At 57.1% G+C, this 25,619-nt stretch carries 26 protein-coding genes, 1 CRISPR repeat array and 1 riboswitch; of the genes, 13 read left to right on the top strand and 13 right to left on the bottom strand.

Annotation, left to right across the window (positions count from 1 at the left end; translation table 11 throughout):
* The first annotated feature begins 10 nt into the window (after nucleotides 1-10).
* The 5 genes from rpsD (at nucleotide 11) to AC13CY_RS17335 (ending at nucleotide 4,739) form a co-directional block, all read left to right on the top strand.
* Nucleotides 11-631: a 30S ribosomal protein S4 gene (gene rpsD, locus AC13CY_RS17355; protein WP_058579838.1), complete on the top strand. Its 621-nt coding sequence runs from the start codon at nucleotides 11-13 to the stop codon at nucleotides 629-631.
* A gap of 125 nt (nucleotides 632-756) precedes the next feature.
* Entirely contained in the window at nucleotides 757-1,752 is a 996-nt protein-coding gene (locus AC13CY_RS17350) for a DNA-directed RNA polymerase subunit alpha (protein ID WP_016915790.1), read from the top strand.
* Between the two features lie 39 nt (nucleotides 1,753-1,791).
* The gene (gene rplQ, locus AC13CY_RS17345; RefSeq protein ID WP_062363025.1) at nucleotides 1,792-2,178 is read left to right on the top strand and encodes a 50S ribosomal protein L17; all 387 of its coding nucleotides are present in this window, start codon (nucleotides 1,792-1,794) and stop codon (nucleotides 2,176-2,178) included.
* Between the two features lie 254 nt (nucleotides 2,179-2,432).
* Entirely contained in the window at nucleotides 2,433-3,755 is a 1,323-nt protein-coding gene (locus AC13CY_RS17340) for a D-alanyl-D-alanine carboxypeptidase (RefSeq protein ID WP_084354723.1), read from the top strand.
* A 108-nt stretch (nucleotides 3,756-3,863) separates the two neighbouring features.
* A complete protein-coding gene (locus AC13CY_RS17335) occupies nucleotides 3,864-4,739 on the top strand; it encodes a DMT family transporter (protein WP_062363027.1) in 876 nt (291 codons plus the stop codon).
* A gap of 5 nt (nucleotides 4,740-4,744) precedes the next feature.
* Here the strand turns inward: AC13CY_RS17335 and AC13CY_RS17330 are convergent, their stop codons facing one another.
* The 5 genes from AC13CY_RS17330 to thiM form a co-directional block, all read right to left on the bottom strand.
* Complete coding sequence (locus AC13CY_RS17330) at nucleotides 4,745-5,485, bottom strand: dioxygenase family protein (protein WP_054640910.1); 741 nt, start codon at nucleotides 5,483-5,485, stop codon at nucleotides 4,745-4,747.
* Between the two features lie 56 nt (nucleotides 5,486-5,541).
* Nucleotides 5,542-5,949, bottom strand: a complete 408-nt coding sequence (locus tag AC13CY_RS17325; RefSeq protein ID WP_044628815.1) for a DoxX family protein — start codon at nucleotides 5,947-5,949, stop codon at nucleotides 5,542-5,544.
* A gap of 90 nt (nucleotides 5,950-6,039) precedes the next feature.
* Complete coding sequence (locus tag AC13CY_RS17320; protein WP_054640911.1) at nucleotides 6,040-6,960, bottom strand: LysR family transcriptional regulator; 921 nt, start codon at nucleotides 6,958-6,960, stop codon at nucleotides 6,040-6,042.
* A complete protein-coding gene (gene thiE / locus AC13CY_RS17315; protein ID WP_062373713.1) occupies nucleotides 6,957-7,571 on the bottom strand; it encodes a thiamine phosphate synthase in 615 nt (204 codons plus the stop codon). The genes AC13CY_RS17320 and thiE overlap by 4 nt, the downstream gene beginning before the upstream one ends.
* Nucleotides 7,561-8,370, bottom strand: a complete 810-nt coding sequence (thiM, locus tag AC13CY_RS17310) for a hydroxyethylthiazole kinase (RefSeq protein WP_483052834.1) — start codon at nucleotides 8,368-8,370, stop codon at nucleotides 7,561-7,563. Before thiM ends, thiE begins: the two co-directional genes overlap by 11 nt.
* A gap of 24 nt (nucleotides 8,371-8,394) precedes the next feature.
* A riboswitch (TPP riboswitch) is annotated at nucleotides 8,395-8,486 on the bottom strand.
* Between the two features lie 329 nt (nucleotides 8,487-8,815).
* Between thiM and gloA the strand changes: the two genes are divergently transcribed.
* Nucleotides 8,816-9,349, top strand: a complete 534-nt coding sequence (gene gloA, locus AC13CY_RS17305) for a lactoylglutathione lyase (protein ID WP_044628811.1) — start codon at nucleotides 8,816-8,818, stop codon at nucleotides 9,347-9,349.
* A 1-nt stretch (nucleotide 9,350) separates the two neighbouring features.
* Nucleotides 9,351-9,716: a DUF6164 family protein gene (locus AC13CY_RS17300; RefSeq protein ID WP_044628810.1), complete on the top strand. Its 366-nt coding sequence runs from the start codon at nucleotides 9,351-9,353 to the stop codon at nucleotides 9,714-9,716.
* Here the strand turns inward: AC13CY_RS17300 and AC13CY_RS17295 are convergent.
* From AC13CY_RS17295 to AC13CY_RS17270, 6 genes are all read right to left on the bottom strand, one after another.
* Nucleotides 9,697-10,389 (bottom strand): cupin domain-containing protein, encoded by a 693-nt coding sequence (locus AC13CY_RS17295; RefSeq protein ID WP_054640912.1) that lies wholly within the window; start codon nucleotides 10,387-10,389, stop codon nucleotides 9,697-9,699. The two genes, AC13CY_RS17300 and AC13CY_RS17295, sit on opposite strands and share 20 nt — an antisense overlap.
* Nucleotides 10,390-10,521: 132 nt before the next feature.
* The gene (locus AC13CY_RS17290; protein ID WP_483052833.1) at nucleotides 10,522-11,589 is read right to left on the bottom strand and encodes a metal ABC transporter solute-binding protein, Zn/Mn family; all 1,068 of its coding nucleotides are present in this window, start codon (nucleotides 11,587-11,589) and stop codon (nucleotides 10,522-10,524) included.
* 44 nt (nucleotides 11,590-11,633) lie between these two features.
* Complete coding sequence (locus AC13CY_RS17285) at nucleotides 11,634-12,524, bottom strand: metal ABC transporter permease (protein WP_062361902.1); 891 nt, start codon at nucleotides 12,522-12,524, stop codon at nucleotides 11,634-11,636.
* Complete coding sequence (locus tag AC13CY_RS17280) at nucleotides 12,508-13,242, bottom strand: metal ABC transporter ATP-binding protein (protein WP_054640913.1); 735 nt, start codon at nucleotides 13,240-13,242, stop codon at nucleotides 12,508-12,510. Before AC13CY_RS17280 ends, AC13CY_RS17285 begins: the two co-directional genes overlap by 17 nt.
* Nucleotides 13,239-13,388 carry a hypothetical protein gene (locus tag AC13CY_RS17275; RefSeq protein WP_162835825.1) on the bottom strand — a complete coding sequence of 50 codons (150 nt, stop codon included), beginning with the start codon at nucleotides 13,386-13,388 and terminating at the stop codon, nucleotides 13,239-13,241. The genes AC13CY_RS17280 and AC13CY_RS17275 overlap by 4 nt, the downstream gene beginning before the upstream one ends.
* A 201-nt stretch (nucleotides 13,389-13,589) precedes the next feature.
* Nucleotides 13,590-14,207, bottom strand: a complete 618-nt coding sequence (locus AC13CY_RS17270) for a hypothetical protein (protein WP_253556835.1) — start codon at nucleotides 14,205-14,207, stop codon at nucleotides 13,590-13,592.
* Between the two features lie 204 nt (nucleotides 14,208-14,411).
* On the opposite strand from AC13CY_RS17270, the gene cas1f reads away from it, so the two are divergent.
* Together cas1f and cas3f are read left to right on the top strand one after the other, a co-directional pair.
* A complete protein-coding gene (cas1f, locus tag AC13CY_RS17265; protein ID WP_054644984.1) occupies nucleotides 14,412-15,386 on the top strand; it encodes a type I-F CRISPR-associated endonuclease Cas1f in 975 nt (324 codons plus the stop codon).
* Nucleotides 15,383-18,724 (top strand): type I-F CRISPR-associated helicase Cas3f, encoded by a 3,342-nt coding sequence (gene cas3f / locus AC13CY_RS17260; RefSeq protein ID WP_474789995.1) that lies wholly within the window; start codon nucleotides 15,383-15,385, stop codon nucleotides 18,722-18,724. Before cas1f ends, cas3f begins: the two co-directional genes overlap by 4 nt.
* Here the strand turns inward: cas3f and AC13CY_RS17255 are convergent, their stop codons facing one another.
* Both AC13CY_RS17255 and AC13CY_RS17250 read right to left on the bottom strand, forming a co-directional pair.
* Complete coding sequence (locus tag AC13CY_RS17255) at nucleotides 18,725-19,054, bottom strand: type II toxin-antitoxin system HicB family antitoxin (protein ID WP_054640916.1); 330 nt, start codon at nucleotides 19,052-19,054, stop codon at nucleotides 18,725-18,727.
* Nucleotides 19,055-19,070: 16 nt separating this feature from the next.
* Nucleotides 19,071-19,322 (bottom strand): toxin HicA, encoded by a 252-nt coding sequence (locus tag AC13CY_RS17250; RefSeq protein WP_054640917.1) that lies wholly within the window; start codon nucleotides 19,320-19,322, stop codon nucleotides 19,071-19,073.
* A gap of 248 nt (nucleotides 19,323-19,570) precedes the next feature.
* Between AC13CY_RS17250 and csy1 the strand changes: the two genes are divergently transcribed.
* Genes csy1 through cas6f form a run of 4 tightly spaced genes read left to right on the top strand, consistent with a single transcriptional unit; the run spans nucleotide 19,571 to nucleotide 23,519 of the window.
* Nucleotides 19,571-20,944 carry a type I-F CRISPR-associated protein Csy1 gene (gene csy1 / locus AC13CY_RS17245; protein WP_474786928.1) on the top strand — a complete coding sequence of 458 codons (1,374 nt, stop codon included), beginning with the start codon at nucleotides 19,571-19,573 and terminating at the stop codon, nucleotides 20,942-20,944.
* On the top strand, nucleotides 20,937-21,905 hold the full coding sequence (csy2, locus tag AC13CY_RS17240; RefSeq protein WP_062361888.1) for a type I-F CRISPR-associated protein Csy2: 969 nt from the start codon (nucleotides 20,937-20,939) through the stop codon (nucleotides 21,903-21,905). The genes csy1 and csy2 overlap by 8 nt, the downstream gene beginning before the upstream one ends.
* A 15-nt stretch (nucleotides 21,906-21,920) precedes the next feature.
* Nucleotides 21,921-22,946: a type I-F CRISPR-associated protein Csy3 gene (gene csy3 / locus AC13CY_RS17235; protein ID WP_062361883.1), complete on the top strand. Its 1,026-nt coding sequence runs from the start codon at nucleotides 21,921-21,923 to the stop codon at nucleotides 22,944-22,946.
* A gap of 3 nt (nucleotides 22,947-22,949) precedes the next feature.
* Complete coding sequence (gene cas6f / locus AC13CY_RS17230) at nucleotides 22,950-23,519, top strand: type I-F CRISPR-associated endoribonuclease Cas6/Csy4 (protein WP_062361879.1); 570 nt, start codon at nucleotides 22,950-22,952, stop codon at nucleotides 23,517-23,519.
* A 129-nt stretch (nucleotides 23,520-23,648) separates the two neighbouring features.
* Nucleotides 23,649-25,598: direct repeats of the CRISPR family, unit length 28 nt; unit sequence GTTCGCTGCCGCCCAGGCAGCTCAGAAA.
* Nucleotides 25,599-25,619 lie beyond the last annotated feature (21 nt).

Genomic DNA, 25,619 nt, shown 5'->3' with positions numbered 1-25,619 from the left:
AGACAGATTCATGGCTCGTTATATTGGACCTAAGTGCAAATTGTCTCGTCGTGAAGGCACCGACCTCTTCCTGAAGAGTGGCGTGACTCCCTTCGAGAAAAAGTGTAAATCCGAGCAAATCCCGGGTGTACACGGCCAGCGTCGTCAGCGTCTTTCCGACTACGGCTTGCAGCTTCGTGAGAAGCAGAAAGTACGCCGTATGTATGGCGTACTCGAAAAGCAGTTCCGCAACTACTACAAAGAAGCCGCTCGCCTGAAAGGTGCGACCGGTGAAGTATTGCTGCAACTGCTTGAATCCCGACTGGACAACGTCGTCTACCGCATGGGCTTCGGCTCGACTCGCTCTGAAGCGCGTCAGCTGGTCAGCCACAAGGCGATTTCCGTGAATGGCCGCACCGTTAACGTTGCTTCCTACCAAGTGAAGCCCGGTGACGTTGTTGCTATCCGTGAAAAGGCGAAGAACCAAGCCCGTATTCAAAACGCGTTGACCATTGCGGCCAACCGTGGCGACATCGCTTGGATCGAAATCGACGCCAAGAAGATGGAAGGCACTTTCAAGGCTCTGCCTGAACGCGGTGACCTGACTGCCGACATCAACGAAAACCTGATCGTCGAGCTGTACTCCAAGTAAGCAGTTTGATGTACGTTTCTGCTTCTTGAGGCCTGGGCGGGATAGCAAAGCTAACCGCCCAGATGCTCTTGAGTATTGTGCTTTAGAGTACTCAGTATCCGTTTGGCAGCCTGAAAGGTGTTCATATGCAGCGTTCAGTGACAGAGTTTCTTCGTCCTCGCGACATCAAGGTCGAAGAAATCAGCGCACATCATGCCAAAATCGTTCTCGAACCGTTCGAGCGCGGCTTTGGTCACACCCTGGGGAATGCACTTCGTCGCATTCTGCTTTCATCCATGCCCGGCGCTGCCGTGGTAGAGGCTGAGATTGCCGGTGTAGAGCACGAATACAGTGCGCTCGAAGGGGTGCAGGAAGATGTCATCGAAATCCTCCTGAACTTGAAAGATGTTGCGATCAAGATGCACAGCCGCGATGAGGCGGTGCTCTCGCTGAACAAGCAGGGCCCAGCCGTCGTCACCGCTGGCGACATTGCGCTTGATCATAGCGTCGAAATCGTCAACCCGGACCACGTCATTGCACACGTCAATGAAGGTGCCGAGCTGAAAATTCAGCTTAAGGTCGCGCTGGGTCGTGGTTACGAACCGGCTGACGCTCGTGGCTCTGATGAAGAGACCCGTGCTATTGGCCGCCTGCAGCTGGATGCCACCTTCAGCCCTGTTCGTCGCGTTTCCTACTCGGTCGAAGCCGCTCGTGTTGAGCAGCGTACCGACCTCGATAAGCTGATTATCGACCTGGAAACTGACGGTACCCTGGATCCGGAAGAGGCTATCCGTCGCAGTGCGACCATTCTGCAAGAGCAGCTGGCCGCCTTCGTCGACCTGGAAGCTGACAAAGAGCAGGAAGTCGAAGAGGAAGAGGATCACGTTGATCCTATCCTATTGCGCCCCGTAGACGATCTTGAGTTGACCGTACGCAGCGCTAACTGCCTCAAAGCCGAGAATATTTACTACATCGGTGATCTGATTCAGCGCACAGAAGTGGAGCTGTTGAAGACCCCGAACCTCGGTAAAAAGTCTTTGAATGAAATCAAAGATGTATTGGCGGCGCGTGGCTTGTCCCTCGGTATGCGGCTGGAAAATTGGCCACCCGCTAGCCTGAAGGACGACAAGGCCTCCGCGTGAGTGTCGACTTGAGTCCCAGTTTGGTAAGGAATCACAACCATGCGTCATCGTAAGAGTGGTCGTCATCTGAATCGTACCAGCTCGCACCGTCAGGCCATGTTTAAAAACATGTCTGTCTCGCTGGTCGAACATGAAGTCATCAAGACAACCCTGCCCAAGGCCAAGGAACTGCGTCGCGTTATCGAGCCGCTGATCACCCTGGCAAAGCAGGATAGCGTTGCAAACCGCCGTTTGGCCTTTGCTCGTACGCGCTCCAAAGAAGCCGTCGGCAAACTGTTCAACGAGCTGGGTCCGCGTTACGCCGAGCGTCCGGGTGGTTACATCCGTATTCTCAAGTGCGGTTTCCGCACTGGCGACAACGCGCCCATGGCGTACGTTGAGCTCGTAGACCGCCCGGTGGCTGAAGAAGAAGCCGTCGCTGAATAAGCGCTGCTCCTTCTGGTAGGCACAATGAAAACCGACCCTTTGGGGTCGGTTTTTTTATATCTGCGCTTTTTCCGCTGCTTTATCGAGATGAATGCTCTATGGGAAGATCAATTTAACGATAAGGCATGCTAGGCTAATGCAGCAGCCGTATGAATGGCCAAGTGTCGGGCAGTGTGATCAATCAGTAAGAGGTTGGTATGGCAACAACACGGGGAGTGAGCACAACGGTTTGGGCGGCGCACTGGCTACTGGTCATGCTGATGATGACGCTGATGGGTAGCGCCAACGCCCAGGCGAATCCTCGTTATGCAGGCATCGTTGTGGATCTCGAAAACGGCGAAGTGCTATACGCTGAAAATGCTGACGAGCCACGCTATCCTGCGTCGCTCACGAAAATGATGACGCTCTACCTAACATTCGAAGCGCTGGAGGAGGGAAGGCTAAGCCTCGATCAGCCGTTGCCCGTTTCTGCTCAGGCGGCTGCCATGCCGGCGACCAAACTATGGCTGTCGGCCGGTAGCTCCATTCCTGTGGATACGGCCATTCGCGCCTTGGCAGTGCGTTCTGCCAACGATGTGGCGGTCGTGGTGGCAGAGGCACTAGGAGGCAGCGAGCAACGCTTTGCGAACCTGATGACGGCGAAGGCGCGTGAGTTGGGCATGAATGCCACTACCTTCCGCAATGCTTCGGGCTTACCGGATGATCTGCAAATCACCACCGCGCGAGATATGTTGACGCTCTCGGTGCGGGTGATGCAGGACTTTCCCCAGTATTACCACTATTTCGGTTTGCAGGAGTTCACCTACCGCGGTACTCGCCATACCAGCCACAACCGATTGGTGCGTGACTACCCAGGGGCCGATGGCTTAAAAACTGGTTTCATTCGCGCCTCAGGCTTTAACGTGGCCACCACTGCTGTCCATGATGGCCGCCGTATGGTAGCCGTAGTGATGGGTGGATTCAGTTCCTCTTCCCGTGATACCCATATGGCAGATCTGCTAGACCGCAGCTTTATGCGTGCGTCGCTAAGAGATCAACGCTCATGGCTTGCTGATACCAGTTTCTCAAGTGAGTTTATGGGGTTTGCGGGACCAGCCCAACCGCTTACTCAGCCTCGCTCACAACCGATGATGGCTAATATCTCCGCCACGTCGCTATCACCCACACGGCCCATGTCTAACAGTACGCCGGCACAAACCGTTGAGGCCCAGCTTCTCCAAGCGGAGGCCGCACGTAAGGAGGCACCAGAAGCTGCCTCGCAAGATCCACTGCAAGCCTTTATTGAGCGGGAGCGCGTGCTGGCGACGGCACCTCCCACTGCGCAAATGGCCTCTGCTGGCTGGGGCATTCAAGTAGGTGCCTTTAGCCAGGCGGCCCAAGCTGAGCAATTGGCTCGCCAAGCCGCGCAGCGGCTGCCAACGAGCGTGGGAGGCCGCGTTGCCATCGATCCGCTTCAGGGGCCCACGACAGTATTTCGCGCCCGTGTCGTCTCACTGAACGAATCCCAGGCGCGGCAAGCTTGCCAAACGCTTCAGGCGCAGGGCATGGATTGTATGGTGGTCAACGCAAGCCTTTAACCACCGCAGTGGTTCACCGCCCCGCTAATGTACGTTGGCGGGGCTTTTTATTGTATGTCGGTGATATCCGAGTAGGACCATAACAATAGCAACACAAGGAGCATGTTTATGACGCCATCCTTAAAAGGCATACTTTGCATGTGCTTAGGCGTGCTGTTTTTAGCACTAGGGGATGCAGTATCAAAGTGGTTAGGGGCGGTGCACTCCCCGATACAAATTATTTTTTTCCGCACGCTGGTATCGTTACCGCTCATTGCTCTGTTGGCTTATTTTGGCGGCGGGCTACGTAAGCTGCGCACCAAGCGGCCAGGCGTTCACCTGCTGCGTGGGTTGATCTACACCGCCACCATGGTGTGCTTTGTGTGGGGGCTAACCCTGTTACCGCTGGCAGAAGCCACCGCCATTGCGTTTGTCGCACCGCTATTTGTCACGCTGCTATCCGTGCCGCTTTTAGGTGAGCGTATTGATCCGCCAGTGCTTGTAGCATCACTGGTAGGCTTTGTGGGCGTGCTGATTGTAGTTCGCCCGGGCGGAGATGCGTTTCAACTAGGCGCCATGATTTTGCTGGCCGCAGCGGTATTTTATGCCCTGATGATGGTCACGGCGCGGCGCTATGGCGCCAACGAGCACCTGTGGGCCATGGTGTTCTACATGACGGCCGTACCGCTGGTACTGACGGGCCTCAGCCTGCCCTGGGTATGGCAAACGCCCCATCCCTGGCACTGGCTGGGCTTTGCCGCCTCCGGGGTGCTGGGGGTGGGGGCCACGGCGTTCATCACCCTGGCCTTTCGCCATGCGCCCGCCGCCATTGCTGCGCCCTTCGATTACACCGCCATGCTGTGGGCCGTGCTGCTGGGGTGGTGGTTCTGGGGAGAACTGCCGGACGTCTGGGTCTGGGTAGGCAGCGCGCTGATCATGTGCAGCGGTCTGGCCATTGCCTATCACGACCGTCGCACCACCCTGAAACGTCGCCCCACAGCGTAAGCGCGCTAGGCAAACTGATAGACATCCATTGCCAGCACGCCGTGCTCAACACTGTGGTGTAGCTGGGTGGCGGCGCTGCCGCCTGCTCCCATAGCCACCAGCAGCGGCTGGAAGTGCTCTGGCGTGGGATGATTGCGCTTGGCGTCTGGGGCGGTTTGCCAGTTGGCCAGCGCGTCACGATCGCCCTCGCGCAGCCGTGCATTAACCCACTCGGCAAAGCTGCCTACCCAGGCCGGTATCTGGCTACCCTGTGGCTGAAGCTCATAGAGGTTATGGGTCAAGCTCCCCGAGCCAACCACTAAAATATCCTCCTGGCGCAGCATTGCCAGCTGCTCGCCCAGGGCTATCAACTCGGTATTACTCCAACGGCTGGGAAGCGAAAGCGACACTACCGGCACGTCAGCGTCAGGGTACATCAGTGAGAGTGGCACCCAGGCACCGTGGTCCAGCCCGCGCTCCACGGGCGTGGCGCCGAGCTGCTTGGTCAGCCGTTGGGCCAGCTCAGGGTTACCAGGGGCAGGGTACTGAACCGCAAATAGCGCATCAGGAAAGCCGCCAAAGTCGTGGATGGTGATAGGCTTTACGCTGCTGCTGACCTGCAAGTGTGGGGTCTCCCAGTGCGCGGAAACGACCACCACGGCCTTAGGGCGTAGGGTTTGGCCCAACTCCCGTAAAAAGTGATGGGCGGGGGTGGGGGTGAGCGCCAGCATGGGAGAGCCATGGGAAATGAAGAGACTCGGTAACATAGGATACACTCCAGTCAGTGGGCCTACCAACGTGTGATTCTCGGTAGGCCATTGGATTATGCCAGTCGGCGGCTGATGACGAAGCTACCGCTGCCCAGGCCGGCTTGCACCAGGAGGGCCACGGCCCAGAACACTGGGAACTCCCAGCCGCCGCCGGGATTGGAGAAGACCCAGCCGTTACCGAGGTGTACCCAGGCGGCGCCGAGCAGCACCGGTACTAGCGCCAGACTCACCCAGCGGGTGTATAGGCCCAGCACCAGGGCCAAGCCTCCGCCGACTTCGGCGGCAATGGTCAAGTAAGCCATGAAACCGGGCAGGCCAAGCGATTCGAAGTAGCCCACCGTGCCAGGAAGCGTAAACACGAACACTTTCATCAGGCCGTGAGCTAGGGCCATCACACCTAGGCTAACGCGCAGTAGGGCGGTCGCATGAAGGATTGTCGTCGGGGTAGTTAACGTCGTCATAGCACTCTCTCGCGTCGTGAGCATCACCATGGATGCGATGATGCTACTGTAGACCAGCGAAAGGAGAAGATAATCTAACCGATGAGCACTTTACTGTTGCGATATGCGCGATAATCCAAGCCCCTGTTCCCATATGGGTGGGTCGCCCCAGGCATCGGCCAATTGATCGATGAAGTGCGCTACCTTGGCGGGTAGAAAACGCCGTGCGGGGTAGAGGGCGTGTATGTCTAGGTAGGTCGGCGGTAGGTCTAATAGAAGCGGCACCAAGTGCCCCCGATGGATGCTCTCATGAATCAGAAAACTGGGTTGCTGGGCGATGCCTAATCCCGCTTCTGCGGCATGGGTCAACATATCCCCATTATTGCTCTCCAGCGGCCCTGTGACGCTAACGTACTGCTGGCCGAAGCGCCAGTCGCCGCTGTTCTGCCCGCTGCGATAGCGTAGGCAGTGGTGCTGGGTAAGGTCTTCGATGCGCAAAGGCGTGCCGTGCTGCGCTAAATAGCCGGGTGACGCGCACAGCACGAGCTGGCAGCGGGCTAGCCGTCTGGCGATCAGGCTGGAGTCGGGCAGGCTACCGATGCGGATGGCGACATCATAGCCCTCCTCCAACAAGTCTACGCGGCGGTCGTTGAGATCGAGGCGTACGTCGAGTGCGGGGTGTGCCTGCATGAACTGCGCTACCTGAGGCGCGAGATAGCGCGTGCCGAAACTCATGGGACCATTGATGCGCAGCCGCCCACTCACAGTGTGAGTGCCACTGCCGACATCGGCAGCGGCCTCCTCCAGCGCCAGCAAAATGGCCTGGGCATGGGTTAAATAGCGCTCTCCCGCATCGGTAAGATGCAGCCGCCGCGTCGTGCGCTGAATCAAGCGAGCGCCTAGCGTCTCCTCTAGCGCCATGACCTGCCGCGACACCCGCGTACGTGAAAGATCCAATGCCTCGGCAGCGCGGGTATAGCTGCCAAGCTCCGCCACTTTCACGAAGGCGGTCAGTTGGTCGAGCCGACTCATGAGGCGCGAAACGCCAGCGCCGCCCGGTAAGGGTCGGGCTGGCCGCAGATCGCAGAAATCACCGCCATCCCTTGGGCACCGGCGGCACTCACTTGGGCGGCGTGCTGCGCCTTTAAGCCGCCAATCGCCACGCTAGGCAACGGGCAGGCGCGCACCAGCTCCGCCAGGCCCTCGAAGCCGATGGGGCGAGCATGATCCTGCTTGCTGGCAGTGGCGAAAATGGGGCCTAACCCGACGTAGTCCAACTGCGCGATGGGCGCGTCACGAAGCTGCGCGAGGGTGTTGATCGACAGTCCTAGAATGGCCTGCGGCCCCAGCGCCGCCCGCGCCTCTTGAACCGCGGTATCGCTTTGACCCACGTGCAGGCCGTCGGCACCGCTGGCGATGGCCACACTTAGCCGGTCATTAATAATCAAGGGCACACCGCTACCTTCCAGCAGTGCTTTCAGCCGTGTTGCCTGGGCAATCATGGCCTCATCGCTGGCATGCTTATCGCGCAGCTGCACCATGGTCACGCCCCCCTTCACGGCGGCTTCCACGGTCGCTTCAAGCCCCGTTTCGGCGCATAACGCAGCATCGGTGACTAAATAGAGCGCAAGATCAAACGGCATGGAGCGTCTCCAGCTGGCTAAGAGAAGAGAGATCGTCAGGGGTAAGGGCATACAGCGCATCCAGTAGCGCGACCTGAAAACTGCCCGGCCCACTGGCCTGCTGCCCCGCACGGCTTCCGGCAATGCTGAAGCACGCCAGCGCAGCCAGCGTTGCCGAAAGTGGATGGGCCTGGTTGGCGGCCAAAAAACCCGCTACCAAAGCGCTTAACCCGCAGCCCAGGGTGGTTACGCGCGGCATTAGCGCGTGGCCGCCCGTTAAACGGTAGTGGTGGGTGCCATTGGTAATCAAATCGGTTTCGCCGGTCATGGCAACAATGCAGCACTGCTGCTGTGCCAGCTTGATCGCCGCTTGGGCGGCATCCTCCGTTGTGGTGGTGGCATCGACGCCGCGACCTTGGCTGGCTAAGCCAGTGAGCGCCATGACTTCCGATGCGTTGGCGCGAATGACGTTAGGCCGATGGGCAAGCAGCGCGGTGCAGACCTGCTGACGAAAGGCGGTGGCCCCGACCGCTACTGGGTCTAACACCCATGGGGTGCCTGTTTCTTTAGCCGTGCGAGCGGCAAGCTGCATCGACTCTGCCCAAGGGGTAGAGAGCGTGCCAATGTTAATGGAGAGTGCGCCCGCTATTGCGGTGAATTCAGCCACCTCTTCAGGGGCATGCAGCATGGCAGGCGAGGCACCCGTAGCCAGCAGTAGGTTAGCCGTGCTGTTCATCGCGACATAGTTAGTCATGCAGTGAACAAGCGGCGTGGTATCGCGCAGAGTGACGAGCATGTCGCCAAGTGGGGGGTAGGTCATGGTTTCCTCCCGGCGAAGGGGGTGGTGGTGAGCACCACGACTCCCTACGCCGGCGTTATCCGGTTCAGGTTCGAAGGGTGCTTCTCAGCCGCTGGGCGGCGCCCCTGTCGTTGGTGGGTACTATCCTAGCCTTGGGCGAGGCTGTAAAGCCCCAGTGCAGCCGCTACTTTTCAGCAACGATTAAGAGAGTGGCGGCAGGGTGTTAACGGCTCACCTAGTACGTTTCGATCGCGGAACATAAAGGGTCCTTGGGTGAGGGCTGGAAATATACAACCTGCGCCCTCATAACAGGGGGAAGTAAGCAAAATGATCAATACGCAAATAGCGGTAGACAGCTTGACGCTGTTAGCAGCCTAAGCCTTGTACAAGGTAATATGTTCGTCAAAGAATTTGCGTTATATCAGCATACTTTTCATAATGCCCCAACCCGCAATAGGAGAGTTGTATGTCGTTTCAAGGTGAACAGCACCCAGGCGTTGCCCCCGTTGCCCCACAAACTCAGGGTTTTCGCTTAAACCACACCATGCTGCGGGTAAAAGACCCGGAACGCGCCCTGGCGTTCTACTCCAAAGTGTTCGGTATGCAGGTGCTGCGCCGCCTGGACTTTGAAGAGATGCAGTTTTCGCTCTACTTCCTCGCCAACGTGGAAGCCAGCGACAGCGTGCCGGAAGATACCCAAGCCCGCACCGCCTGGACCTTTAGCCAGAAAGGCCTGTTAGAACTGACCCACAACTGGGGCACCGAAACCCAGCAGGATTTTGCCTACCACGATGGCAACGCCGAGCCCCAGGGCTTTGGCCATATCTGCTTCAACGTGCCGGATTTAGAAGCCGCCCAGGCGTGGTTTGATGAGCACGACGTAACCTTCGTGAAGCGTGCCGACCAGGGCAAGATGAAAGACGTTATCTTCGTGAAAGATCCGGATGGCTACTGGATTGAAGTGATTCAAGCCGACCGCATGGCAGCCATGGGCGACTAAGATGGCCCATTTGCTGTTTCGGTTGCGCCATGTAACCGATGAAGAAGCCATGGAAGTCCGCCAACTGCTGGATGAGCATGGCTTTGATGTGTACGAAACCCAGGCGGGCTTTTTCCGCCTGGGGGTCGATGCCATTTGGCTGCGCAACCCTGTCCAGCGTGATGACGCAGAGGCCGCATTGGCCGAGTATCAGGCCGAACGCCAAGCTAACGCACGCCAAGCCCATAAAGAGGCGCTGGCCCGCAATGAAGCGCCAACCCTCTGGCGTCGCTTAGCGGAGCACCCGTTTCAGGTAACGCTGGTCATGGTGGCGGTGGTTCTGATTGCGCTGCTCACTCTGCTGCCATTTATTGGCCTGGCGCGCTAGCCTGGGAAAGGGCGTCAGATAGGTGCCCGCGCTTAACGTACATCATCACACCGTGTTGGCCTGCACGAAGCTGCGGGGCCGCACCCGGTGGGTAGCGACACCAACTGCCTTTCGGGTATTCGCTGCCCGCGTCGCACAGCGAACCTTCCAGCACCAATAGCTCTAAGCCTCCGGGCAGGGCAGGGTAGTCGATGGTGGTATCGCTCTCCCAACGCTCCAGGCTGACCCGCTCATCGCCAAAGGTGTGCAGCATTTTGTAGGTAATGCCCGGCCGACGGTCAGGCTGCCAGGGCAAGCGGTGAGCAGGAATCGCCAGTTGGAGCAGGTCGTTCTCATCAAACTGATGCAACTTAACCAGTATCAGCGCGCCCTCTTCGCCAATCTGCGGCGTATGGCCAGTGCCAATCGGGTTACGCAGGTAGCTGCCAGCGGGGTAGCGGCCATGCTCATCCGCAAACACGCCCTCTAGCACGAGAATTTCCTCGCCGCCGTCGTGGGTGTGGTGGCTGAACTGGCTATTAGGCGCATAGCGCACCAGGCTAGTGGCGCGGGCCACTTCATCGCCGATACGGTCCAGCATCATTCGTTCCACGCCCGCACTGGGGGAGGCCACCCAGCGGTACTGCTCCGGCGTGACACAGGCAAAGTGGCTAAAATCGGCGTTTAGGCGCATGGCATTGGCTCTTTGCAGTGGTTTAAACAGCGTTAACGAAAGTCGGTGATGCAAGTCTCCCCATCCACCGCGCAAAATGCAATGCAAAAAAATACCGCCGAGTCGGCGGTATTTTTGTCTTCACGGTATGAATCAGTGGCTATGACCATGATCGTCGTGGTCGTGGTCGTGGTCGTGGTCGTCATAACCATGATCATCATGGCCCGGCTCTGCAAGAGCGTCGTGCAGCACCTGCGCATTGTGGCGCATCATGCCCAGGTACGTACTAGCATCGCCTTCACTGGCCAGCGCATCCGCGTAAAGGGTGCCTGCAATAGGCAGGCCAGTCTCTTCCGCCAGCTGTGTAATGATCGCTTGGTTGGTCATGTTCTCGTGAAACAGCGCTTGCACGTTCTCCTGCTCAATCACATCCACCAAAGCCGCCATGCTGGCGCCGCTGGGGTCGGCTTCGGTAGAGAGCCCGACCGGCGAGAGAAAATTAACGCCATAGGCGCTAGAGAAGTAGCCAAATGAGTCGTGCCCGGTAATCACACTGGAAGACGGGGGAATCTCACTCAGCAGCTCGCGAATTTCCCCATCGGTGGCATCTAACTCAGCCAAGTAGCGCTCGGCGTTGGCTTGGTAGCTCTGCGCATTGGCGCTATCCGCCTCGATCAAACCATCACGAATATTGGTGACGTAAACCTTGGCCTGCTGCAGGTCCTGCCAAGCGTGAGGATCTTCGTCTCCATGTTCGTGGCCGCTATGGTCATCATGGGCATGATCGTCGTGACCCTGTTCCTCATGCTCGTGCTCGTCATGATGCTCATGCTCATGCGCATCGTGACTGTGCTCATCATCGCTATGCGCTGCAAAAGCGCGCGGAGAAAGGCCGTCGGTGGCGGTGACCATCGGGCCGCTATAATCGCTTGAGTCAATCAGGCGCTCCATCCAGCCCTCAAACAGCAAGCCGTTGAAGACCACTAAGTCAGCCCCGGCTAGCGCACGGGCATCGCCAGGGCTGGGGGAGAAAACGTGGGCATCGCCATCAGGGCCCACCAGCGAGCTGACCGTCACATGCTCTCCACCGACGTTTTCCACCATATCCGCCAAGATAGAAAAGCTGGTGACAACCTGCACCCGCTCGTTGGCCATGGCGGCAGGCAGTGCCAACATGGCCGAAATGCCCACCAGCCAACGCGATGAAGAGAAAAGCGACATAACATGCTCCTGATTTAAGAAATAACCGTATGAACATCAACCCGCTAGTGCGACTGCTCCAGCGCCAAGGGCGTGGTTTTGCGCCGCAACTTAGCGGCCAAACTGTGGTAACGGCCAAACAGCGCCGAGAGTAAATACGCCACCCCTGCCAGCAAAATAATGCTCGGGCCTGAGGGCGTGTCTAAATGGAACGACAGCAGCAGCCCGCCAGTGCTGGCCAGCATTGCTAACACCACGGCAATCCCGATCAAGCCTTCTAACCGCTTGCTCCAAAACCGTGCCGCCGTAGCGGGCAGCATCATTAAGCCAACGGCCATCAGCGTGCCCAGGGTTTGGAAGCCCGCCGTTAAGTTCAGTACCAGCAGCCCTAAAAAGACGCTATGTACCCAACCGCTACGACTACTTTGGCCGCGTAAAAACAGCGGGTCTAAACACTCCACCACCAGGGCGCGGAAGATAATCGCCAGAGTGATCACAATCAGCGTACTGATCGAGGCGATTAGCAGCAGCGCCGTCGAGTTAATCGCCAAAATGGAGCCGAACAGCACGTGGGTTAAATCCACGCTGCTGCCTCCCATGGAAATCAGCATGACCCCAGCGGCTAACGAAATAATAAAAAAGCTCGCCATAGCGGCATCTTCCCGCTGGCCGCCCATTTTCGACACCGCCCCTGCTAGCAAAGCCACCATCACCCCAAACAGCACGCCGCCCACGCTCATCACCGGCAGCGAAAAGCCTGCCAGCAAAAAGCCCAGCGCCACGCCGGGCAGAATCGCGTGGGCCATGGCATCGCCAATCAGGCTCATGCCGCGCAGCACCAAAAACACCCCCAGCGGCGGCGCGGCCAATGAAAGGGCAAGCCCGCCGACCACGGCACGGCGCATAAAGCCGTAATCAAACGGTGCAATGAACCATGCATCAAGCAGTGCCAGCATGACGGCCTCCTAAGGTAAACGGCACCACTTGGGCCGGGGCATGCTGGTGGTTGAGCGCGCTGGGAGCGACCCAACGGCCATGGCCGCCATTCAGCATCAACACCTCATCCGCCAAGCGGCGCAGGTGGTCCATATCGTGCAGCACAATAATGATCGTGACACCCTCATCGGCCATCTGGCGCAAGATGCGAATCAAAATATCGACCGTATCGCTATCTACGTTGGCAAACGGCTCGTCTAGCAGCAGCAGCTCTGCTTCCTGCATTAGCGTGCGGCCAATTAGCGCCCGCTGGCGCTGGCCGCCGGAAAGCTCGCCCAGCGGGCGGTGAGCCAAGTGAGAAATACCCAGGCGCGCCATAATCTCGCGGCCTTTGCGATAGTGGGCCGCACAGTAACCTTTCATCGCCCCGTGGCTGGGCCAACTGCCGGTCATCACCAGCTCTTCCACGCTCATGGGGAAGGTGAGGTCTAACGCCAGCTGCTGGGGCAGCCAGGCACGGCGCGCTTTATCCACCGTGCATACCACCTTGCCGCTAATCGGCCGAAGCTCACCCATAATGGCCTGAATCAGCGTGCTTTTACCGGCACCGTTCGCGCCGATTAATGCGGTAATCGCGCCGGGCTTAATATCGCCATCCACATGTTCTAACACCGTGCGACGGCCCTGGGCCAAGTGCAGGTCGTGCAGCTGCAAACGCGAAGAGGAACGTTCACTCATAACGGCCACCCGCCTGCCCACACCACCAGCCCCCAAAGCGCCAGCAACGGGAGCGCGACAAAGCCCAACCGCTTAGTGGCAGACAACGACATCAGCGAAAAATGACAAGGGCCTTCCTTGTTATGGCGATGCATGTGCTCACTCATCGAGCGTCCTCGCTATCGAATAAATAAGTTATAACATAACATTTGGTGAAACCAAAAAAGTGGCGGATATTTTACGCGCTCACGGCGCGCTGACAACGGTAAGCGCGCTAATCTTCCGCCCACTCCAAAAGTGCCTAACAAAGCGACAATGGCAATTCAGGCACTAAACATAGATAAATAGTGTAGAGAGAAGGTAACGACCTAATAGCGCCAGGTAGCGCCAATCTGCTGGGGCGATACCATCAGCGCGTATTCGCCTTCTAACGTGATGGGGCCAAGAGACACGCGGGCAGGCTGAAAGCGGTTAATCGCGCTGGAGGCCTGATTAGGCTGCGTCCAAATTTGCAGCTCATTAATCAGCATGCCTGTAGCGAAGTTGATGGCACCATCCCGCTCGCGACCGTCAGCGGCAATTACCGCCCCCGCCACAGTGTTCACCACCAGCGAGCTAACCCGCGCCTCAAACCCACGGCGTTCACGCTCCGCCTGGGCAAGCGAAAGCCCCAACGCCTGCACGCCGCTTAACTCACCCTGCGCTTTAAGGCGCTCGTACTCTACCAGTGCCGCCTGATGCGGCTGGCGATCCGTCAGCATACCGCCCAGCGCTAAGGCGGATTTTACGGCTCCTACGCGGGCATCAAAACGGTCGTCCGGGTCGCTGGCTTCGCTGGATTGGTAAGCATCAAACGCAAGGCTGGCGGCATAGATGCCCGTCCAACCCGCATCCCACCACTGCGCGTGCTGCGCCCCACGCTCAAACACCTCATCGTAAGCTGCCCAATCGGCACTGGTCTGTGCCTGAACAGGCAGCGACAGCAACAGCGCCGCCCCCCGCCGCCAAGGTACCCCGTGAAAGTTGACGTAAGCGCATAACAGAACACCTAAAAGCCGTGAATTAGCATTAAGCGTAGCACGACGATAGCGCAGGGCCGGGGTGAATCAGACGGGCTAAGAATGGCGAAGATTAATGGCGTTATAAAGCGAAGGATGATTAGATAGGTAAAAAATATAGGGAGAGCTGCCATGGATGACTTTTCGCCTTCTGACCTTAAAACCATCCTGCATTCCAAGCGTGCAAACCTTTATTACCTCCAGCACTGCCGAGTATTGGTGAATGGTGGGCGAGTGGAGTACGTGACCGATGAGGGCAGCAAATCCCGCTACTGGAATATCCCCATTGCCAATACCACTTCCCTGTTGCTGGGAACGGGCACCTCGATTACCCAAGCCGCCATGCGTGAACTCGCCAAAGCGGGTGTGTTAGTCGGATTCTGTGGAGGCGGTGGCACACCGCTGTTCGCTGCCAATGAAGTGGATGTGGATGTCGCTTGGCTGACGCCACAAAGCGAGTACCGGCCCACGGAGTATCTGCAATATTGGGTGCGTTTTTGGTTTGATGATGCCAAACGCTTGGATGCCGCCCGCGCATTTCAGCAGGCGCGCCTTGCGCGTATTGAAGCGCTGTGGACAAGCCGTGTGATGAAAGAGGCAGGCTTTAGCATTGCCACCGACCACCTACACAGTGCCCTTGCCCATCACCGCGAAGCGATTAGCCAAGCACCTAGCACGATTGACCTACTCACTTTAGAAGCGCGACTGACCAAGACGCTCTTTAAGCTTGCCGTTATTGCCGTAGGTTACGGCGACTTTACCCGCGCCAAGCGTGGCACAGGCACCGATCCCGCCAATCGCTTTCTCGATCACGGCAACTATCTCGCTTACGGGTTGGCGGCGACCGCCACTTGGGTACTGGGGATTCCTCATGGATTGGCAGTACTGCACGGTAAAACCCGCCGGGGCGGCTTGGTTTTTGATGTGGCGGACTTGGTAAAAGACGCCGTCATCCTGCCCCAGGCGTTTATTTCCGCCATGCGCGGCGATGAAGAGCAAGAGTTCCGCCAAGCGTGTATTGAGCGCTTAACCCGTACCGAATCCCTCGACTTCATGATTGATACGCTCAAGGACGTCGCCCAAGCGCTTGGGAGCACTGATTCATGAACGTGCTGCTGATTTCCCAGTGCAATAAAAATGCCCTAAAAGAAACGCGCCGCATCCTCGACCAGTTTGCCGAACGCCGGGGCGACCGCGCGTGGCAAACACCGATTACCCAAGCCGGGCTGGATACGCTGCGTAAGCTGTTGCGTAAAACCGCCCGTAAGAATACCGCCGTTGCCTGCCACTGGATTCGTGGCCACGACCACAGCGAGCTGATGTGGGTAGTGGGGGATGCTGCCCAGTTCAATCTCAATGGAGCCGTACCGACCAATACCACCGCCCGAGATATCCTGCGCCGCCGCGATGAAAATGACTGGCACAGCGGTGAAGATATTCTCTTGCTCACTGCCTTGGCCGCGTTACTGCACGATCTTGGGAAAGCCTGTGATGCTTTTCAGCAGCGGCTCAAAGGCAAAGTAGATGGGCGCAACTTATACCGTCATGAGTGGATATCGCTGCGTCTGTTTCAAGCCTTTGTGGGGAGTGACGATGACGCCACCTGGCTGGCGCGCCTGGCCGAAGGTGACTATCAAGAGCAGGACTGGCTGGTGGGGTTAGAGCGTGATGGGCTAGACGGCGCTACTTCAGCGGTGTTTAGTCGTTTGCCACCGCTGGCTGCCGCTCTTGGTTGGTTGGTGCTTAGTCACCACCGCCTGCCGCTGAAGTCGCCGCCAACGGATGCTGATACGCCCCAGCGCTGGGGTGGAAAGACCAACCTGCAAGCTGAACAGCTGCCCCAGTTGTTTGAGTCCATCAGTGCTGAGTGGAATGAGATTCCCGAGACGCAAGACCCAGCGCGCATCGCGCCCTACTGGCAATTCAAGGGCGGATTACCCGTTAGCACGCAACGCTGGCGTGAGCGCGCAACGAAGCTTGCCACGCGGTTACAGGCGCGGCTGCAACAGGATGGCCACTGGCTGGAAAGCCGCTACGTTATGCACTTAGCCCGGCTTAGCTTAATGCTGGCCGACCACCACTACTCAAGCCTGGAAGACCTCCAGCACCGCGTGCGCGGCGAACCTAACTACCCGTTAATAGCCAATACCGTGCGCAAAACCGGGCAGCCCAATCAGCCGTTAGACGAGCATATTTTAGGAGTTGAGAAACACGCCGCTGCGGTCGCCCGTGCGCTACCCAGTGTAGACAGCCACTTGCCTCGCTTGGCGCGCCATAAAGGCTTTCGTAAGCGCAGTAGCCACCCACGCTTTCGCTGGCAAGATAAAGCTTTCGACCTAGCGCAATCGCTTAGGGAGTGCAGCCAGCGCCAAGGCTTCTTTGGCATTAACATGGCGTCTACCGGCTGCGGTAAAACCCTCGCCAATGGGCGCATTATGTACGCCCTGGCCGACCCTCAGCAGGGCGCGCGCTTTAGCATTGCACTGGGGCTACGCACATTAACCCTGCAAACCGGCCAAGCCCTCCGTGACCGTTTGAATTTGGGTGAAGACGAACTCGCCGTGCGCGTGGGTGGCAGCGCTAATAAAGCCCTGTTTGAGCACTACGAGCAAGAAGCCGAAGCTAGTGGTTCAGCCTCCAAACAAGCGCTGATCGAAGAAGATGCCCATGTTGTGTTTGACGGTAATTTTGATAGCCACCCGGTGCTGCGTCGTTTAAGCGGTGAGCCGGGCACCCGCGCGCTAATCGCCGCGCCCATTTTGGTATGTACCGTTGACCATCTCGTGCCTGCCACGGAAAGCACACGCGGTGGGCGACAGATCGTGCCCATGCTGCGCCTAATGAGCAGCGATTTAGTGCTCGATGAAATCGACGATTTCGATATCAACGACCTACCTGCGCTTACTCGATTAGTCAATTGGGCCGGGCTGCTAGGTTCACGGGTGCTGCTTTCATCGGCCACCTTGCCGCCTGCGCTGGTTGAAGGGTTGTATGAAGCCTACCGAAGCGGTCGTGAAGCTTTTCAACGCCATCGTGGCGAACCAGGCTTGGCGGTGGATATTTGCTGTGCCTGGTTCGACGAGCATGACCGCCAGCATGAAAACTGCGCCAGTAGCGAGACCTTCAAGGCCGCACACAACGCTTTTGCCAAGCGCCGCTTAGAACGTTTGGCCAAAAGCCCAGTACGCCGCCGTGCAGATATTTTAGCGTTACCGCCGTTGAGCAAACGCCCTGAAGAGGTAAGGCCAACGATTGCGACCCTGCTGCGTCAAAATGCGCTAGCGCTTCACCAGCAGCATCATTCCGTTGATCCACATTCGGGCAAGCGGGTCAGCTTTGGTTTGGTTCGCATGGCTAATATTGATCCCTTAGTGGATGTCGCCAGGGTGCTGTTTCAGCAGGGCGCGCCGGAAGGTGTGCGCATCCACCTCTGCGTTTACCACTCCCGCCACCCGTTGGTGATGCGCTCTGGCATTGAGCGCCAGTTAGATCGAACACTGCAACGGGCGGAGCCTGATCGCGTTTTTCAGCAGCCGGATATCCGCCGCCTATTGGATAGCAGTGAAGAGAGCGACCACTTGTTTATTGTGCTTGGCTCGCCGGTAACGGAGGTGGGCCGCGACCACGACTATGATTGGGCCATAGTGGAGCCTTCTTCTATGCGCTCGATTATTCAGTTGGCGGGCCGCGTACGCCGACATCGCGAGCAGGTGTGTGAGTCGCCCAATATTTTGCTGCTCGATACCAATCTCAAGCATTGGGAGCAGCCTGGAAAGCCTGCTTTTCACAAACCTGGTTTTGAAACAGATCTTCAATGGCGGCTAAGTAGCCACTCGCTTAGTGAGCTGTTAACGGAAGATGAGTACAAGGTGATTGACGCCCGCCCCCGTGTGCTGGCGCGGGAAACACTGCACGCCAAAGATAGCCTTGTCGATTTGGAACATGAGCGGCTGCACCAACTGATGATCGAGCAGCCTGCCGAGCCGTTAACCAAAAAAGAGCTACGAATTGGCAAAACGCCCAAGCCTCCGCCCTTAGGAGCCTACAGTTGGCATGTGATGCCGCAGCTACATTTAACCGGTGTATTGATTCAGCGTGATCCATTTCGCCAGCAGCTCGAACCTGAAATAACGCTAGCGTTGTTGCCTGATGAGGGCGGTGAAACCTGGACGCTACACCGCGTAGACGATGGCGCAAAGCGAGGCGAAAAGCTCTACGTACCGGTGGAAGAAAGCCTGCTGTTGCGGATAGATCTATCAGAAGAACAGGGCGAGCGGATACAACCATGGGGCGCAAGCGACTACTTAACGGCGCTGGCTGACTTAGCGGAAGACTTGGCTATCTCCCTGGATCGCGCCGCCCGTACCTTCGGCACGGTCACTGCCTCGGCTAGAAACCAGCGGTGGGGGTATCACCCGGTGTTGGGGTTTTGGCGCAGCCGCTAGCTAAGCGTTCGCGAGCCGGTCACTGACTAAGCGGTTGAGGCTGATATTTTCCTCTGCAGCTTTAATCGCAAGCTCACGGTGTTTTTCCGGGGGAATGCGCACATTAAAACGACCAGAGTAGTGGCGTTCAGAAAGTGGAGTGGGGGGTGTTTCGCCTTCGGCTTCCATATCGACCACTACATCGGCAACGAGGGAAAGAATACCTTCCAGCGCTTCTTGGTGAGTATCGGCAAGCCAAGAGAGGCTGGGCAACTCGGTGCATAAACCAACGAATTGGTCGTCTTCTTCAGACCAGCGAATGCGGTAGGTGTAATGGGTATGGTTCACCATGGTGCAACTCCAATCGTCATGCTGATGACGACAATTTATCAATGGCAGCGAGCGCTTGGCGTACCTGATAAGCCTTGGCTTCGCCATTTTTGCCCCGCTGGATATTAACGCGAGGGTCGCCGGGCCAAGGTGTTTTATACACCCTGTGGCTGGTTTTTTGCTGGCGAGGAGGGCCAAAGTAGTGATCGCAAAGATACGCTAACTCGTCGAAGCCCATGCTTTTAGGCTGCCGACGTGCTTTATCCAAAAGCTTATCAAGCTTTGCCATAAGCGCTCTCAAATAGTAGTACTAATAGTAGTACTGAATTAAAAGGATGTCACGCTGGGACTGCCTGTGCGGCAGCTAAAAATTGCAGCGCATTAATTTTACTGAGCTGTATGTCCAACAGAGATAAAATAATAGCACAGGGAGCTATATGCTGCATGCTGCGCAATAATTGGTTTGCAAAAATATGAGGGTTGGCTTAGTGTGAATGCAGCTTCATTTTAATTAAGTGAGTCCCTTAAGGATGATCTATGGAAAATAGTCAGCAGAAGGGTGTTCGAAGTGCGATTGAGCAATTTTTAAAAGAGCGCTTCGATACCAAGGCGGAAAAGCTGCAGCCCGACGATCCCAAATACCAGGCGCTAGTGGAGCAATTTCAATTCGATACCTGGGTCAACGATGCAGCAAGACGCGTTGGCCAACTACAAGTCGTCACCCACTCCCTCAAGCCTATTCATCCCGATGCCAAAGGCTCCAATCTTTACGCCCCACCTGAGTCGCTAAATAACCACTCTCTTGTCGGCAGCCACACGCTGCCCGCTGATTTTGCGGGCGATGTCGTAGGGAACGCTGCCGCCTTGGATGTCTATAAGTTCTTGAAGCTGCAATTTGAGGGAAAGTCGCTGCTTGAGCGGGCGCTGGAAAATGACACTGAGCTGGCAAAAGCGTTAAGCGATAATCCTGAGCAAGCTCAGGCGTGGATCAGCGCCTTTGCAGCGATTACCGAACCGCGCGGTGAGCATGCCTCGCATACCCGAGGCAAACAGCTCTACTGGCTGGTGGGAGATGATGCCGCAGACGTAGAAAATGACGCTGAGAACTTCCATCTGATAGCACCGCTCTACGCCACTTCTCTGGCGCACCGTGTCTTTCAAACCATTAACTATGACCGTTTTAGCGAAAAGGCCAAAGAGGCACGTAAAGCCAAGCGGGAAGGCAAATACGCTGAGCACTCGGTGCGCAGTTATCCCAACTTGGCTGCACAGAAAATGGGCGGTACCAAGCCACAAAACATCTCGCAGCTGAATAGCGAGCGGGGCGGCAATAACTATTTGTTAGCTTCCATGCCACCCAGTTGGAATGTGCGCGATATTCGCCCACCGCTGAAAGTCGCATCGGTTTTCTCTCATCCTGGCGTCTTTGGCAGTCGTTCAGACGTACGTTCGCTGGTTAAAGACCTCAAACAGTTTCTTGAAACCAACCCTACGTCAGACATGCACACCCGCGACCTGCGCGATGACTACACCGCCATGTTGATGGATGAGTTGGCGCTGTTTGCCATGCAGATGCATAGCCTGCCTGCGGGCTGGAGCGACGATGAAAAGTGCGAATTATCAGTAGAAGAAATGTATTGGCTAGACCCTGGTCGCGCCGAAGAGGATATCGCTTTTCGTGAAGCGCGAAACAGTGTGGAGTGGGCCGACGATATTCGCCACCGCTTTGCTAGCTGGCTCAATACCGCGTTAGGCGGAAAGCTGCCTTTGGGGGATGTGGAGTTCCGGCACTGGAAGAAAGCGCTCGCAAAAGATGCGACCCCTCAACGCCTGCAGGATCGTGATCGCCGCTGGATGGAAAGCCTAACGGAAGACTTAACCAACCTGCCAGGAGGTGATGACGATGAGTGAAGTAAAAAACCTCCTAGTTCTGCCACGCCTACGGGTACAAAACGCCAACGCGATTTCCAGCCCAATGACTTGGGGCTTTCCTGCCATGAGTGCATTTGTAGGTTTGATGCATGCTCTAGAGCGGAAGTTAGCAGAGGCGAGTCTTCCTGTTTCGTTAGGCCGCGTTGGGGTTATTTGCCATGACTTTGAAGCCCAGGCCACTGAGGGTGGTTACATCCGTGGCTTTCACCTGACGCGTAATCCGGTGGATAAGACAGGCGGTACGGCAGCGATTGTAGAAGAAGGGCGTATCCATCTGGATATCACGCTGATTTTCTCGATTGATACCGGCGCTGCAGAAAGCGAGCATGAGGTTATCGCCCATCAAATCAGTGAGATTGTATCGGGCATGCGCATTGCCGGAGGCAGTGTCATCCCTAACCGTGCGGTACCAAGCCACAAACAACGCCCGCAATGGGTCATGCTTGATGACGATGAAGAGCGGCGTCAAACGCAGTTCGCGCGCTTAAAGCGGCGCTGGCTGCCGGGCTTTGCCCTCACACTGCGGGATGATTACCTCACCGAGCACCTTCAAACACTGCAACAGCAACATCCAGACGCCAGTTTACTGGATGCATGGTTAGACCTCTCTCGTCTTAACCATGTGTGCACGTTAGAAAATGAAGGCGAACCCAACGAGAAGCCCGTTTGGCAGGCGCAGCGGCCCTATCGTGGCTGGCTGGTGCCCATTCCAGTGGGTTATGGCGCTATTTCAGATCTTTTCCAACCAGGTGAAGTCGCCAACGCCCGCGATACCAAGACCCCGTTCCGCTTTGTCGAAAGCCTCTATTCCATGGGTGAATGGGTTAGCCCGCACCGCATGAAGCAACCTGAAGACCTGCTTTGGTACGTTGATAACGACGAAGAAGCGGGCCTCTACCGTCTCAATAACGACTATCACCTTCGCGCCTCAGCACAGTAAACAAGGAGCTTTATCATGGCTAAAAACGATACCCTCAAAACCGCTTCCGTCCTCGCGTTTGAGCGCAAGCTCGACCCTTCCGATGCACTGCTATACGCCAGCAACTGGGATAAGCGGCAAGATGAACAGCAGTGGCAGCCGGTTGAGGTGCGCGAAAAATCGGTGCGCGGCACCATTTCCAACCGCTTGAAAGCCAAAGACCAAGACCCCGCAAAACTAGATGCGCAGATTGAAAACCCCAATCTACAAACCGTCGATGTAGCCACACTGCCCCATGATGCAGATACCATGGTCGCCCGTTTCACCTTGCGCGTGCTGGCTGGTGCGGGAACACCGTCAGCCTGTAATAACGCTGAGTACCAAGCCAAGCTGGAACAGGCCGTTGCCGAATATAAACAAGCACAAGGCTTCGGCGAGCTGGCGCATCGTTATGCCAATAACCTCGCCAATGGTCGTTTTTTGTGGCGCAACCGCATGGGCGCAGAGCAAGTAGAAGTGAGTATTCGCCAGTTGGCTCAAGGCAAAGCCACCAAAGAGTGGACGTTTGATGCACTGTCACTTTCGTTGCGTGCTTTCGAGGATACTGCCGAGCTTAAAGAGCTGGCGGGTGTCATCGCCGCTGCGTTGGCGGGCGAGCAGCACTTGCTGCTGGAGGTGGTGGCCTATGTCCGCATGGGCAGTGGTCAAGAGGTGTTCCCTTCTCAAGAGCTGATTCTTGATCGAGGCCGAGGCGACAAAAGCAAAACGCTTTACCACGTCAGCGATATTGCCGGTATTCACTCGCAAAAACTGGGTAACGCCATCCGTACCATCGACACCTGGTACCCCAATGAAAACGATGAAGATCTTGGGCCTATTGCTGTCGAGCCTTATGGTTCAGTGACCACTCAAGGCAAAGCGTACCGCCAGCCCAAGCAGAAGGCCGACTTTTACTCACTGCTGGATAACTGGATGATCAAAGATCAAGTGCCTTCCAAGGAAAACCAGCACTTTGTGATGGCAACACTCATCCGTGGTGGCGTGTTCGGCGAAGCGGGGTAAGCCATGGATCATTACATCGATATCCGGCTAAGGCCCGACCCCGACTTTCCCGAAGCCATGCTGATGGGGGCGCTTTACAACAAGTTGCATCGAGCGCTATTCGACCTACAGGCAACGGATCTAGGCGTGAGCTTTCCAGTCCATAAACACGGTATTCGTGCCCGCACGTTAGGCAGCCATTTGCGTTTGCATGGCACCCATGAGCGACTACAGCAGCTGATGGGTATGGATTGGCTGACAGGCATGCGGGATCACACGCAGGTAAGCGCAGTGTTGGAAGTTCCTGCGGGTGCTCAGCATATCAACGTGGCGCGGAAGCAGTTCAACACGGGCAGCGAGAGCCGTGCCAAGCGCTATGCCAAACGGCACAGCATTAGCGAAGAGGAAGCAAGGAGTATTTACGCCAAGGTGGCGGCACGACGAATTGAGCTACCGTTTGTGCAGATCAATAGTCGATCTACTCAACAGCGTTTCAGCCTATTTATTGAACATGGCAAACCTGCAGCGTCTTCATCGGAAGGCTCATTCAGCCATTACGGCTTGAGCCCCAGCGCCACCGTGCCCTGGTTTTGACCCTTTTTTCTAACATGAAAATAGGCAGCTAATAATCAATGACTTAGCGGTATTGCTTCTGAAAGGGTAATGCCGCTTTTTTTGGTGAAAGCTCTTTAACAATCAGCACATTAATTTTGATATACTCTAGTTCGCTGCCGCCCAGGCAGCTCAGAAAATCCGGCAAGAGCTGGATTCCTTTCTGGCGTCGTTCGCTGCCGCCCAGGCAGCTCAGAAATTTATAGGAAACCTGACCGTACCCATTGTGTGGTTCGCTGCCGCCCAGGCAGCTCAGAAAGTCGCGTTGCGCTCGAACATGATGTCCATGAGGTTCGCTGCCGCCCAGGCAGCTCAGAAAGCAACGCAAGATACGAGCCAAACCAAAAGACTGTTCGCTGCCGCCCAGGCAGCTCAGAAATGACTGCCGCAATACTGAATTCAATATTCCCGGTTCGCTGCCGCCCAGGCAGCTCAGAAAAGATCATCGCCGTCGTATCGCCCGCTTTGGCCGTTCGCTGCCGCCCAGGCAGCTCAGAAAAGCGCGCCACCCATTTGCTGCGTAAACTGCACGTTCGCTGCCGCCCAGGCAGCTCAGAAAACCCTGCCCTGGGTAGACGACACCGAGACGCTGTTCGCTGCCGCCCAGGCAGCTCAGAAATGACACCGGGGTATTCACGCGCCACAGTCGTCGTTCGCTGCCGCCCAGGCAGCTCAGAAAGTCCGCAGGCGCCCCCAGCCTCCCGGCGCCCCGTTCGCTGCCGCCCAGGCAGCTCAGAAATGGCGTTGCTCCAGGGCAGCCTCCAGCACTTGGTTCGCTGCCGCCCAGGCAGCTCAGAAATCCTTCCTGCCGGGAAAAGAACCGGAGATGGGGTTCGCTGCCGCCCAGGCAGCTCAGAAATTTCTCGGTAGCGCATACCACTCTATATCAACGTTCGCTGCCGCCCAGGCAGCTCAGAAAAGGTCAAAAAGAAACCCTCCACTCCACGCAAGGTTCGCTGCCGCCCAGGCAGCTCAGAAATGGATCAAGCCTTGGGAGCCCGGCCAGCAACCGTTCGCTGCCGCCCAGGCAGCTCAGAAAACCAAAAGCTGGCCCTCGTCGTCGGGATCTCCAGTTCGCTGCCGCCCAGGCAGCTCAGAAAATAAACCTGGTCGGATACAGAACGGGCCAGGGGTTCGCTGCCGCCCAGGCAGCTCAGAAAATAGCTGGAACGAGATTGATGGCCAGCCAGTTGTTCGCTGCCGCCCAGGCAGCTCAGAAATCCGGCTATGGCCGGAGCTGCGGCGGGCGGAGGTTAGCTGCCGCCCAGGCAGCTCAGAAACTGTCCGTTCTATCCGGCTGGCAGCCCGCCATGTTAGCTGCCGCCCAGGCAGCTCAGAAAGTTCCACCGTCTCCGCGATTGGGCGGTGGAGCGTTAGCTGCCGCCCAGGCAGCTCAGAAAATTTGCGCGTCGTCAGCTTCCAGGTGGGCCACGTTAGCTGCCGCCCAGGCAGCTCAGAAATCCACCTCAGCCTCGCTCTTGCCTTGGGTGCTGTTAGCTGCCGCCCAGGCAGCTCAGAAAAGCACGCGGCGCTCATCTGCCGACAGCCGCCCGTTAGCTGCCGCCCAGGCAGCTCAGAAAAAGAAAATCTTGGTCGGGCAGCTTTCCGCCAGGTTAGCTGCCGCCCAGGCAGCTCAGAAACTCCAGGCCGGGCACAAGCCCGGTCAGCGTGTCGTTAGCTGCCGCCCAGGCAGCTCAGAAAAGAACTGAGCGATATAGGCGCGGGCAATCAACGTTAGCTGCCGCCCAGGCAGCTCAGAAAGTGGGCGGACGCATGGCCTCCAACATGAACCTGTTAGCTGCCGCCCAGGCAGCTCAGAAAAACCACCGCTCCAATATCGTCTTCGCCGTGGGGTTAGCTGCCGCCCAGGCAGCTCAGAAAGTCCGGCCCGTCAAGGGGCCGTGTCCTCGCTCGTTAGCTGCCGCCCAGGCAGCTCAGAAATCCTGGCGGCGAGCGTTTTCCTGAGTCTGCTGGTTAGCTGCCGCCCAGGCAGCTCAGAAATGAACGCGACCATCCTTATCTTTGATCTTGTAGTTAGCTGCCGCCCAGGCAGCTCAGAAAATCAGCATCGATAGGCCACTG

This window comes from Vreelandella sp. L-15 (assembly GCF_056857635.1).
The sequence above is the reverse complement of the archived record's forward strand: the minus strand, read 5'-3'. Positions and strand labels throughout refer to the sequence as shown.